This is a genomic window from Pseudoselenomonas ruminantium (assembly GCF_900142515.1).
Taxonomy (GTDB): Bacteria; Bacillota; Negativicutes; order Selenomonadales; family Selenomonadaceae; genus Selenomonas_A; species Selenomonas_A ruminantium_D.
Window position 1 is genome coordinate 53,509 of record NZ_FRBC01000003.1, and the last position, 13,027, is coordinate 66,535.

Annotated in this window: 9 protein-coding genes; 6 read left to right on the plus strand and 3 right to left on the minus strand. The window is 51.9% G+C overall.

What is annotated here, in order from left to right; all coding sequences use genetic code 11:
* Positions 1–38 precede the first annotated feature (38 nt).
* The gene (locus tag BUB68_RS02235; RefSeq protein ID WP_073088182.1) at positions 39–359 is read right to left on the minus strand and encodes a YezD family protein; all 321 of its coding nucleotides are present in this window, start codon (positions 357–359) and stop codon (positions 39–41) included.
* Between the two features lie 182 nt (positions 360–541).
* Between BUB68_RS02235 and BUB68_RS02240 the strand changes: the two genes are divergently transcribed.
* From BUB68_RS02240 to BUB68_RS02250, 3 genes are all read left to right on the plus strand, one after another.
* Positions 542–1,195 (plus strand): hypothetical protein, encoded by a 654-nt coding sequence (locus tag BUB68_RS02240; RefSeq protein ID WP_143188058.1) that lies wholly within the window; start codon positions 542–544, stop codon positions 1,193–1,195.
* Positions 1,196–1,496: 301 nt separating this feature from the next.
* Positions 1,497–2,648: an exonuclease SbcCD subunit D gene (locus tag BUB68_RS02245; protein WP_073088184.1), complete on the plus strand. Its 1,152-nt coding sequence runs from the start codon at positions 1,497–1,499 to the stop codon at positions 2,646–2,648.
* Positions 2,649–2,662: 14 nt separating this feature from the next.
* The gene (locus tag BUB68_RS02250; protein WP_073088185.1) at positions 2,663–5,854 is read left to right on the plus strand and encodes an AAA family ATPase; all 3,192 of its coding nucleotides are present in this window, start codon (positions 2,663–2,665) and stop codon (positions 5,852–5,854) included.
* Between the two features lie 60 nt (positions 5,855–5,914).
* On the opposite strand, the gene BUB68_RS02255 is transcribed toward BUB68_RS02250, so the two are convergent.
* Entirely contained in the window at positions 5,915–6,625 is a 711-nt protein-coding gene (locus BUB68_RS02255; RefSeq protein WP_073088186.1) for a cysteate racemase, read from the minus strand.
* 139 nt (positions 6,626–6,764) lie between these two features.
* Here BUB68_RS02255 and BUB68_RS02260 point away from each other — a divergent pair, with 139 nt between their 5' ends.
* The 3 genes from BUB68_RS02260 to preA all read left to right on the plus strand — a co-directional run bounded on the left by BUB68_RS02260 (position 6,765) and on the right by preA (position 10,616).
* A complete protein-coding gene (locus BUB68_RS02260) occupies positions 6,765–7,688 on the plus strand; it encodes a LysR family transcriptional regulator (RefSeq protein WP_073088187.1) in 924 nt (307 codons plus the stop codon).
* A 112-nt stretch (positions 7,689–7,800) separates the two neighbouring features.
* Positions 7,801–8,883: a haloacid dehalogenase-like hydrolase gene (locus BUB68_RS02265; RefSeq protein ID WP_073088188.1), complete on the plus strand. Its 1,083-nt coding sequence runs from the start codon at positions 7,801–7,803 to the stop codon at positions 8,881–8,883.
* Positions 8,884–9,104: 221 nt separating this feature from the next.
* Complete coding sequence (gene preA, locus BUB68_RS02270; protein ID WP_073088297.1) at positions 9,105–10,616, plus strand: NAD-dependent dihydropyrimidine dehydrogenase subunit PreA; 1,512 nt, start codon at positions 9,105–9,107, stop codon at positions 10,614–10,616.
* A 64-nt stretch (positions 10,617–10,680) separates the two neighbouring features.
* Here the strand turns inward: preA and BUB68_RS02275 are convergent, their stop codons facing one another.
* A complete protein-coding gene (locus BUB68_RS02275; protein WP_073088189.1) occupies positions 10,681–13,023 on the minus strand; it encodes an FAD-dependent oxidoreductase in 2,343 nt (780 codons plus the stop codon).
* Positions 13,024–13,027: the final 4 nt, after the last annotated feature.

The following is a 13,027-nucleotide window of genomic DNA, read 5'->3' on the forward strand; positions in this document are numbered from 1 at the left end:
AATCCCGAAGCCTCCGTTGATTACGGTCAGTCTATCTATCAAATACCATCCCCATCCATAAACCGCTGTTTTTCCAGACGGTCGAAATGGGTGATTTCTCCCTTTTTCACCACGATGGTAATCCGGCCATAATAGAGACTTTTCAATTCCCGCTCAATCAGCTTGCGGATATTTTCCTCCATTATCGGGGACCAGACCTGAGGTTTTGGCACCCCCTGCCAGGGATGCACCCGCATCTTTTCCGTGCGCTCTACCTGAATCAGCACACCATTCTGGGCCACTAATACCACTTCTCCAAAATACACCCCTCGCAGGACTTCCAAAATATAATGCAGAACCTCCGCTGGAATATCTTTCATAAGCCTCATGCACTCCCCTAAATAACATGCCCCTATGTTACAACATTACACCCATTATGTCAATAGGTGTAACCCCCATTTCTCAAGCAATCCGCCTGAGCCACGCAAAACAGCAGGATTTTTTGAGTTTTGAGCGAATACAATCATATAGAATACTTATTTTTGCAAAGGAGATGATTTGGATGAGAACCCCAAGACAATTATTGCCCATTGCGGGATTTTTATGCCTGCTCTGTCTGTTGCTGCTTCCTGCCCTGCCCGCCAGCGCTGAAAAAACCGACTGGGTGGACAAGAACTATGACTTCAGCAAAGTCCACAAAGCGCTGGTCTATGATATCGTGCTGACAGACACCAGTGAATTTGAAAGTGACCTGCTGGAACAGACCCTTCAGGAAGATTATCTGAAGAATGCCCAACGGCCCAAATACCAGCTTATCCGCCCGGAAAAAGCTGCCGTGCTGTCGCCGGAAAATCCACAGGCAGCGGCTGATATCTACATCAAAGCCGAACTCCTGAAATGGCATGACGATTCCTATATCAAGGAACCATACACTTCCTGGGAAACAAAAACAGGCTCCCGGACCAAGAAAATGCCCGACGGATCCAAGATTGAAGAAACCTATCAATACACCGTGCCGGTCTATCATCCTGCCCGCACCATCTACACCTCCACCGTACGCCTGAAATTCGAGGTCTTTGATGCCAAGACCAATCAACGGATCATGGCCAGGGATGAATTGCGCCTGCGTGATGATTCTCAGCATGGACAAAAGGGGATATTCGGCCGTATCAGCAAATCCTTCTTTGATGATTTAGGAAAAAAACTGCATCATTGATACAAGCTATTGTTCCTAACAGTATTTATAAGAAAATCCTATAACCTTATCAAAAAACTGAATTTTACAGGCCATGCCTTCTATGGCATAATAATCTCATATCAAAGAGATGAGATTGTATAATTATTGTATATTCTCTCTTCCTTTCCATAACACAACATCACATCAGATTAGGCCAGCCCGCTCCCCTTGGGCTGGCTTTTTCACGTGCAAAACTTCCGACAAAACTTTATTTCGCCCTACACTCTGACTAGCAAATAACGCTATAATAGAAAAGAAAGCAAAATAAGGAGGCGTCACCATGAAATTCTTTCATCTTTCCGATTTGCATATCGGTTTGAAACTCATCAATCATGACCTCAGAGAAGATCTGGAATACATTTTACAGGAAATCATCAGGCTAGCAGCAGAACGCCAGCCGGATGCCATAGTCATCGCCGGTGATATCTATGATAAGGCCGTCCCCTCTGCCGAAGCGGTCACCCTGTTTGATGAATTCATCACGCAACTCAGCACCGCCATTCCTCAGGCAGAGATCATGCTGATTTCCGGCAACCATGACAGTGCTCCCCGCGTCAATGTCTTCCGTTCCCTGCTCGCCCGCCACCATCTGCATATGATTGGCCTGCCCCCTCAGACCCCGGATCAGTATATCGCCCAGGTTACCCTGACAGATGAATACGGCCCCGTGAATTTCTATCTGCTTCCCTTCGTCAAGCCCTCCATGGTCAAAGCCATCACGGGCACGGACGAGAATGGCAATAACCTGTCCTATGATGCTGCCCTCCATGCTCTTGTTGCACGTGAAACAATCGATACGAAACAGCGCAATGTGCTCGTAAGCCATCAATTCTACCTATCGACCAACGGCAACGTCGAAGATATTCTCCGCAGCGAATCCGAAATCATCACCGTGGGCAATATCGATGCCATCAATGGCGATATATTGGAACAGTTCGATTACGCGGCCTTGGGACATATCCATAAGCCCCAACAGCTCAATGGCCAGGAATGCTATCGCTATTGCGGGACCCCCTTGGCCTGCTCCGTCAGTGAAGCGGGCCAGGCCAAGGGAATCATCGAGGTCGAACTCCTGGAAAAAGGCACGGTTACCACCACCCTTCTTCCTCTTCACCCACTGCATCCTGTACGTAAGTTAAGGGATACACTCAAAAATATCCTGTCCCTCCCCTCCACGGATTATGTCAGCATCACACTGACGGACAAAGAAGATCTCGATGTATTCGATATGCAGGACCGCTTGCGGGAAGCGTTTCCTAACCTTCTGGAAATCCAGCGGGAAGGACAGCGGCAGGTCAATTATGGACAGAATATCACAGCTCAGGATATTCTGTCCCCATTTGATTTGTGCAAGAGCTTCTTAGGTGATATGGACAGCGAAGAAGAACAGCTGCTTACAGACATCATCAACGAAGTACAACAGGCACGCTGATTGGAGGAACTGGCATGAAACCGATAAAACTCACCTTACAAGCATTTGGTTCCTATGGCGAACGAACCATCATTGATTTTACCCGCCCCAGCCAAAGCCTCTTTCTGGTTACGGGCGATACAGGCGCCGGCAAAACCACGATCTTCGATGCACTGGTCTATGCCCTGTACGGCGAAAACAGTTCCAACACCAACAAGAAAACCGGCAATGACCTGCAAAGCCAGTTTGTCGGCCGGGATATCGAACCCTTTGTCGAACTGACCTTCAGTGAAGCCAAAGGCGGCAATGATGAAATCTATACCGTCCACCGGACGCCCGCCCATTTTCGCAAGCGCCAGCGCGGCACAGGCGGGGATATCGCCGTCAATGAAAGCATCGCCCTGACCCTGCCAGACGGGACGGATTTTTGCGGCAAGAACAATGAGATCAACGCTAAGCTGCAGGAGATCCTCGGCCTGACCAAAGAGCAATTCATGCAGGTGGGCATGATTGCCCAGGGGGAATTCATGGAGCTGCTGCGCACGGATTCGGCAACGAAAAAAGAGATCTTCCGCAAACTCTTCAATACCGACATCTTCCAACGGCTTATCGATGCGTTGAAAGAACGCAACAAGGACGCACAGGGAAAAATGGAAAAACTCCTGCTGCGCTGCAAGCTGAAAGCCGAGGATATCCGCCTGCCGGAAGGTACGCCTGCCGACAGCACCATAGCCCAGTTGAAAGCCGCGATCAGCAATGCAGACAAGCCGAATATCGCCACCATTGAAAGACTGATGGAAGAACTTTTGCCGCTATGTGAAAATCTTGGCCAGCAGGAAAAAGACCTTACGGCAGAATATGAAGTTCTTGCCGCACAGCAGGAAAAGAGCATTTCGGCTTATACTGCGGGAAAGATCCTGGCCAACGCCTATGACGAACTGGATAAGATCACCGCACAGGAAAAGGAACTGCTTGCCCAACAGCCCCAACAGGAAAAAGAAGCCCAGCTCTCACAGGCTATCCTGTCTGCCTGGCAGATAAAAGCCGCCTATGATATTTATGCGGGCACGGATAATCTCCTGCAGAAAACCAGTGAGCAGAAAGAGCGGGAATCCACCCGTCTCCCCCAGCTGAAAGCGGCCGAAGAACAGAGCCAGGCCAGGAATCAAGCAGCACAAGAAGCCCAAAAAGAGGAACTGGCCCGTCTGGCGACTCTGCAGACAAAAGTTGCAGCCGCCCAGGATAATTTTGCCGCCATAGCAGCTGCGGAAAAAGCCTGTGCAGCCGCCCAGACCAAAGCCACCAAAGCGCAGGCTGAAAACAGCTCGGCGCAAAAAAAAGCTGCTGACTTCAAAGAAGAAGTACAACAGTGGAATCAGCGCTTTCAGGAATTATCGCCTGCTGAAGGCAAGATGCAGGAATGGGTTGGCAAACAGGAAAAAATCAATACCTGGCAAAAACAGCGCCAGGACCTCGTGGACCTGAAGCAAAAACTGGCCACGGCTCAGAATACGGCCACACAGGCACAGACAGCCTTTAAGCAGGCCGAAGCCAGCTATCAGCAGGAACAGGCCGCCTACGAACATGCCCACCGGATTTTCCTCAATGCACAGGCAGGACTGCTGGCTGCCAATCTGCAGCCGGACACCCCCTGCCCGGTCTGTGGCTCCACCACACATCCCCACCCCTATATCCTGGCCGCCGAGGAACAACCTTTGGAGCGGCAGGAATTGGAAGCCTTGCAAAAAAAGGTCCAACAGCTCAACCGTCAGCAGAATGATGCTTCTCAGGAAGCAGGCAAAGCCTTGGCCAGATACAACAACTTGAACGAGCAGTATCAGTCAGCCAAGGAAAGTTTCATCACCAGCCTGCAGGAGGCCAATATTGCCGCTGAGACCGACATGTCGGACATTGCAGAGGAACTGAACAAATGGCAGGCCATCATCCAGAACAAACTGCAGGAATATACCTTGGCCGTACAGGAAGCCAAAACGCTAAAAGAAAAACTTGCCACCAGTGCAGAAAAGCTGGACCAGCTGGAAAAAGCTGCCCAGAATACGGACAAAGAACACAGGCAGCTGGAAACCGAGTGGCAGAATCTGAACAGCCAATTGGAGACTCTCAAAGGCCAGCAGGCATATGCCTCGCCTGCTGCGGCCGAAGCCGAGCTGCAGGCAGGCAAAAGAAAGCTCCAGCAGTCACAGGCCGCTGCCAAACAGGCCGAAACCGAAATGGCAGCAGACCAAAAAGCCCGGCAGGAAGCCGAGACCATCATCAAGGACTGTGACAGCAAGCTGCCCCAGCAAAAATTGGATAAGGAAGCAGCGTTCAGCGAATATCAGAAAATCTGCACAGCCAAAGGGCTGACCGAAGAACAATGGACGGCACTGACCACGCAATACACCGCGCAGGATGGAGAAACGAAACGCATCCACTATCAGGAATATAAAGAAACCTGTCAGGGAATCCAGGGACAGAAAGCAGCTCAGTCCAAAAACATCAACCAGCAGGAACGTCCTGATCTGGCGGCCCTTGCCGCAGCACAAAGTGCCATTAACACACAATGCCAGGAACTGGATGAACGGCGGAAACAAGTGCAGCAGATGCGGCAACGCAATGAAGAAGCCGCCACGACACTGCGCGGACTCATCGGTTCCCGCAACAGCAAACTTGCCGATACAGCCCGCCTCGAGAGTCTCTATAACCGACTCTCCGGCAAGATGAAGGGCAGCCGCATGGATATCGAAACCTTCGTCCAGCGCCACTACCTCCAGCAGATCCTTCTGGCAGCCAATTACCGCTTCGCCGAAATGTCAGCAGGCCAGTTCGAACTGCGCCTGATGCCTGTCGAAGATGCAGGACAAGGCAAGAATCGCGGCCTCGATCTCAGAGTTTACTCCACCGTCACCGGTCAGGAGCGGGATATCAAGACCCTCTCCGGCGGCGAATCCTTCATGGCAGCCCTGTCTTTGGCCCTGGGGCTTTCCGACCAGATCCAGGCCAACACAGCGGCCATCAATCTCGATATCATGTTCATTGATGAAGGCTTCGGCTCTCTTGATGACCATTCACGCGGACAGGCAATCCGTGTGCTCAAGCGCCTGTCCAGCGGGAATAAACTCATCGGAATAATCTCCCATGTAACCGAACTCAAACAGGAAATCGACAACCAACTACTTGTACGAAAAGATGATAAGGGCAGTCATGTCCAGTGGCAAATAAACTAAAAAACAACGCCTTGTAAGCAAACCTGCTTGCAAGGCGTTGTTTCACGTGCAACATTATCGTCAGGCAATCAATACATCATCCGTCGTTTCTTCCCGGGCAAATCTCACCGCCGCTTTAGCCAGTTCATCCGTCGGATCGATGAACGTTCCTTCCAGACCATACATACTCACAGCTACGGGAACTTCCGTACATCCCAGGATAAAGGCCTCTGCTCCCTGCCGCTGCATATCAGCCAGCAGCTCCCGGATTGCACTGGTATCATAGCCTGCATTATTGGCTTTGACACCATCATAGATCATATCATCCACAAGATGCTGATGTTCTGCCGCCGGAGCGATACATTGGATACTATTGGCAGCCAACGAATTTTGATAAAGGCCTGTGCTGATCGTACCGCTGGTTGCCAACAGGCCGACATTCTTATAACCTTTTTCCCGGACACTGGCGACAGCAACATCAATGATCGACAACACCGGAATACTGATCTGCGGCAGGATTTCCGGCAGGAAATAATGAGCGGTATTACAGGCGATGATGATGAAATCCGCGCCCCCCATCATCAGCCGCTTAGCGGTCTTGACCATCTCCGGAGCCGGGGATGCGCCCAAACCTTTGATTGCCTTGGTACGGTCAGGAATCTGCGAATTATTATCCACCAGCATAGGAATATGCTCCTGATCACAGGCAGCCGGCGTTGCCATAATGATTTTCCGCATCAGATCCACCGTAGCCATTGGCCCCATACCACCCATAATACCGATTGTTTTCATATTGCTCACTCCTCTTACTTGCTTAAGAAGATTTGCGTACGTTCATCTTGCTTAAAGCATACCACCGTCGTAAAATATAAGCAAATACATATAACTATATAAATCATATAAAAATATTTTATATACAGGAGTGATTGTGATGACCGGTATGGAATACGTCTATACGGTATATGAAGAAAAGAGTTTTTCAGCCGCAGCCAAAAAACTCTTTATGACACAGCCAGCCTTATCAGCATCAGTCAAAAAAGTCGAGAGTGAATTGGGGCTACCCATCTTCGACCGCTCCCACTCGCCCCTGCGGCTCACTGATGCAGGCCGGGCATACATAGAGGCAGCTGAAAAAATCTTCCAGATACAGAAAAATCTCCAACGCTTTGTCAACGACCTGGCCGAGCTGGAAAGCGGCAACCTGGTGATTGGCGGCACCAATTTCGTCACAGCCTGTTTCCTGCCCCGCCTGATTAAGCAATTCAACGAACGCTATCCCAATATCCATATCTCCGTAATCGAGTCCAGCAGCGCGGAACTATTTGCAGGACTGAAACAGGGTATGATCGATCTCGTCATCGACAGCGGCGAATGCAATACAAAAGAGTTCGAATCCCTGACATTCTTCACAGACCGGATCATGCTTGCCGTGCCCAAGGCCTTCGCCCCTCAAAACGAACCCGCCTTTTCCCGGCAGGAAATCATTGCCGGCAAACATTCACAGCGCAATGCCGACAGAGCCAACCTGCAGGAATTCCAGGACGTCCCCTTCCTGCTGCTCGGCAAAGGCAATGATATGTACCGCAGGACCATGGAAATCTTTCGGGAAGCAAATGTCCGTCCCCATGTCCGGCTCTATCTCAATCAGCTTATGACAGCCTATCATATGGCAACAGCAGGCCTGGGTGCCACCTTCCTTACGGACACACTGATTCGCATGGCCGCTCCTAACGACACACTGGATTACTATCTGCTGGATCACCCCTTGTTGGAACGCGAAATCTTTATTGCCAGACCACGCAGCAGTTACCATCCCCGTGCCCTGCAAGCCTTCTGGAACAGTGTTAGGTCTTGATGTTTCACGTGCAACAAAAAATATTTTTCCCGCCACAAGGATTTTTGAACCTGCATCGCGAATACCAAAAGCATGTAATGTTCACTGAATTTTTATGGGGAGGTATTTTTTTATGCGCAGCAAGAAACTCTGTGCTGCTGTATTAGCAGCAACTCTCGGTTTTGGTTTTATGGCCAGTGCTCCCAGCACTGAAGCTGCTACCCGCGCCGAGCTGGCTCAGATTTCTGTAAACCAAAAGGGCACCAATTTCAAGTATTGGAACAAAGATGCAAAATCTTATCAAGCTCTCACCAATTATGTAAAAGATGTCACCAACCCCAAGAGCAAGAACTTCATTCCTGTAGAAGACCGTATTGCAGTATTCGATCTGGACGGTACCCTGATCTGTGAGACTACACCGTCCTACTTTGAATGGATGATGTATCTGGATAGAGCACTCAACGACCCAACGTTCACCCCAAAACCAGAAGACAAGGCTTATGCTGAAGTCGTCAAAGACGCCATCTATAACACAGGCATCCCCGGAGATATGGAACGCAAAGAAGCAAAATCTCAGGCATCTGTATTCTCGGGCATGACGCTGCCAGAATATGAAGCCTATGTCAAGAAATTCATGCAGACACCAGCGGAAGGCATGAATAACCTGAAGCGGGGCGACTCCTTCTATCTGCCAATGGTAGAAGTCGTTTCTTATCTGCATGCCAACCAGTTCAAGATCTTCATTGTCTCTGGCTCTGACCGTCAGGCTCTGCGAATCCTTACCGATGGCATCATGCCAATCGAAAAAGACAATATCATCGGCACAGATATCTGGAATCTTGCCTCCCACCAGGGCGACACAGACGGACTGGATTATCTCTATCGCAAGGATGATGAAGTGATCCGCGGTGAATTCACCCTCAAAAACGTCAAGATGAACAAAGTATCCAATATCGCCCGCGAAATCGGCAAACAGCCGGTATTGGCTTTCGGCAACAGCTCCGGCGATGGCAGCATGTTCAACTACACCATCACCAACAATAAATACAAGGCGCTGGCTTTCTCCCTGCTCTGTGATGACACGGAGCGCGAACTGGGCAATCAGAAGAAAGCCGATAAGATGCGGGCATCCTGCGAGAAATACGGCTGGATTCCGGTCTCCATGCGCGATGACTTCAAAACCATCTATGGTGATAATGTAACCCGGGCTAAATAAAGCCAGATTGTTGCACGTGAAACAAAATTACGGCGAAGCGCCCCTTGATCCATGTATCAGGGGGCGTTTTTTTATGCCCGGCGGAAGCGGCAGCAGCCCTTAAGAGACCGGATATATTTCAATCTTCAACAGAGGTTTGCAGGCCTTGGGGAACCTCATGGCGAATATCTATGACAACAACCACCAGAAGATGAATGGATTCTGCCAGAAAGGAAATTGCCATGAAACTGCACAGCATCATCCGGCGCAGTGATATGTTGAAATGTATGCTCTGCGCTCCCCCACCCTGTGAATCTGCCTGTCCCCGCCAGATTGAACCAGGGAAAATCCTCCGCCATATCTGGTTCGACAACGAAGATTTTGCCGCTGCGGGTTTCGCCGACGCCAATCCCTGCGCACAGTGTGAGGCTCCCTGTCAGGAAGCCTGCCTGCGCCCCGGAGAAGTCGCGATTCAAAAACTCATTACCTGTCTCCATGAAGATGTCTCCCCCTGCCTGGACATCCCTCAACCCACAGATGAAACGCCCCTGCGAACCGAACTCTGCGGCATTCCGCTGGAAAATCCGTTCCTGCTTTCTTCCTCTGTGGTGGCCAGTACCTATGACATGTGCGCCCGGGCCTTTGAAGCCGGCTGGGCCGGTGCGGCCTTCAAGACCATCTGCACGATGGACATCCACGAAGCCTCGCCGCGCTTTTCGGCCATCAATGGTGCCGATGGCAGCATGATTGGCTTCAAGAATATTGAACAGCTGTCCGACCACAGCGTACCGGAAAACATGTCCATTTTCCGTCAACTCAAGAAAAATTATCCTAACAAGTTCATCCTGGCTTCCATTATGGGCAGCAATGAAGCAGAATGGACAGAACTTGCCCACACCTGCGAAGAAAATGGTGCCGATGCCATTGAACTGAACTTCTCCTGCCCCAATATGATGGAGGAAGGCTTAGGCTCGGATATCGGGCAGATACCAGAACTCGTGGAGCGGTTTACAGCCGCAGCCAAACGTGGCTGCAATATTCCCGTGCTGGCAAAACTCACCCCCAACGTAGCCGTGATGAGTCCTGCCGCCGAAGCGGCTATGCGGGGCGGTGCTGACGGGCTGGCCGCTATCAATACCATCAAGAGCATCATGGGCGTGAATCCCCATACCTATATCTCCAGCCCTGCCGTCCGCGGCCACTCAGCCGTAGGCGGATATAGCGGCAATGCAGTAAAGCCCATTGCCCTGCGCTTCATTGCCGAACTGGGGCAAAATCCAGCCTTGCAAGGATTGCACATCTCGGGTATGGGCGGCGTGGAAACCTGGCGGGACGCTTTGGAATTCATCCTGCTCGGTGCCGGTTCCATTCAGATCACTACGGCTGTCATGCAGTACGGCTATCGCATCATTGATGACTTGAAAGCAGGTCTGAACTACTACCTTCAGGAGAAAGGCATCCGCTCCGTCCAAGACCTTACCGGTCTGGGGCTCAGCAGCATCAGCGCCAGCACGGATGTCTTGGAACGGGATAGCATCGTCTTTCCCAAATTCGACCGCCAGACATGTGCCGGCTGCGGACGCTGTGTGATTTCCTGCGCGGATGGCGGCCATCAGGCCATCCGGCTCAACGAAAACCGCAAGCCCATTCTGGACGGCAAAAAATGCGTAGGCTGTCACCTCTGTATACTGGTATGCCCCACTCATTCCATCCGCTCCTCCGGAAAGCGCATCTACAAGCCAGCGAAAAATTAAAAGCAAAAACAAGGCCCCCGGCAAATCATGCCAGGGGCCTTGTTTCACGTGCAACAATATGGGATTATGCTTTCGCACCTGTAGAATACATCTTGATGGGTTCGGGATTATCCTCGATACTCCAGACACCGCAGGGGCATACACCGGCGCAGATGCCGCAGCCAATGCATTTATCCGGATCCGATACGTATTCCCAGCTGCCATCGGCCTTCTCAATGCGGGTGATGGCTTTTTCCGGGCAGGACTCCAGGCACATCTTGCAGTCACGGCAGGTACCACAGCTTACGCAACGTGCATGGTCATCCACGGGATCGCCCAACAGGCAGTGATGGCACTTGTCGAAATAAGCCTTGGACAGCCGCTCCGCAGGAATTTGTGCCTTCTGCGGGAAAGGCTTTACTTCCCTGCCCATCACATACTGATCCACATAGTGAGCTGCCTTGCGGCCGCTGCCGATGGCATCGGTCAGGCGGCCCGGCTTGATGGTATCACCAGCCGTGAATACGCCCTTGGCAATGGACAGGTCAGATTTGGGTACCAGCCAGCTCTTGCGGAAGAATTCGATTCCTTCATCTTCCGGCAGGAAATCGAGTACCGGTTCTTCACCGATGGAGACGATGACCTGGTCGGCAGGGATGAACGTGCCATCGTTGGCATATACCCCTTCAGCCGTGATCTTATTCGTAAAGAAGGGCCATACGAGCTTGCCGCCCAGACCTTCCACATAGTCAATCTCTTCTTTGAAGGCGGCCGGTTTCTGCACGTCCACAGCCACTACCGTTTCGGCGCCCATCTCGTAAGCGCCGCGGCAGGTATCCATACCGGAGTTGCCGGCACCGATAACCACAACATGCTTGCCGGTTTTCGGCTTCTCGCCACGGTTGATGGCCTTGAGGTATTCGAGGCCCATGGTCAGGCGCTCTGCCCCTTCCCAAGGGAAGAAGCGGGATTTGGTACCGCCAGTAGCCACGATGACCGCATCATTCTCGCCGCGCAGCTGGGCGAATTTGTCCTTATCCACCTTGCAGGAGGAGACGAATTTCACGCCCACGCTTTCGATGCGCTTGAGTTCAGCTTCCAAGAGTTCATGTGCCAGACGGCCGCGCGGGATAACCTGTTCCAGCTTGCCGCCGATATGTTCCGCCTCATCATAGACCGTGACGCTATGTCCCTTGCGGGCCAGCTGCCAGGCTGCGGACAGGCCGGCTACACCGCCGCCGATGACAGCGATCTTCTTGCCCGTCTGGACTTCCGGCTTAGGCACGGAGAGGAATGCAGAACGATAGCCCAGATCGCCAATCTGGATGGGCTGGTCGATGCTGCCACGGGTACAACCATCCATACAGGGGTTCGGGCAGACAGAGCCGCAGACAGAACCCGGGAACGGCGTGTAATCCAGCTCCAACTGGAAGGCTTCGTCGAGCTTGCCCTGACGGATCAGGTCAAAGCGGCGCTGCGTCGGGATACCAGTCGGGCAGTTGAATTCGCAGGGTGCTGCGAATTTCGCATTGTCCCAGCTGGGTACGCGCAGGCGATAGAGCCCCGTAGACAGGGTGTTATGCACCGCGAAATCATCATGAGCTACATCCGAGAAAATGCCGCCCTTTACCCAGTCATTCATGCGGAAAGCCTGCATGGACGGCTTATTGTTGCCCTTGGCTGCCTTTTCTGCAAAGGTCAACGGCGTGAGCTTCTGCCATTCACTCCAATTCGTCAGTTCCGCTTTCAGAGCCTGCTGGTCGATATGGTCAAGGAAATCATCCATGCCGTTATTCAGGAAAGCAATATCGTCATCATCCAACGGCAGGCATTTGATATCAGACGGGAAATCATCCACGTTGCCGCGGACATAAACGACACCGCCCACCATGCCGACACAGGCACGCTCACCAAGTACGGAAGCGAATTGGGCACTATCATAACCGCAGACGACAGCTTTACCGCCGCCCATGAACTCGAAGGAGAAGGAACCGGTGTTCTTGAGGATCCAGAGTTCCGGCTCTTCATAGAGCGGGTCATGCTTCATCAAAGAACCGGTACGGGTACCGCTGCGGCCACCGATGAAAATCTTGCCGCCGGAGGAGCAATGGCCTGCCGTATCGCCGGCATCACCCTTGACGGTGATGATACCGCCGGCGTTGAGCCAGCCCACGTCAGCGGAGGTTGCACCATCCACCACGATTTCCGTGCCCGGCAGGCACATGGAGCCTACACGCTGACCAGCATTGGTCACATGGAAATGAAGCGTCTTTCCTTCCGGATGCCACAACGGACCGCCGATATCGTGCTGGCCAGAGGCCGCTACCTCAAATTCCGTTTCGCCCTGGCGCACAGCCTCTTCAATGGCCAGCAACAGGTCCTGGGTGGACATACGGTCATGTCCCTTCATTGTATCGATCTTGAACATTACG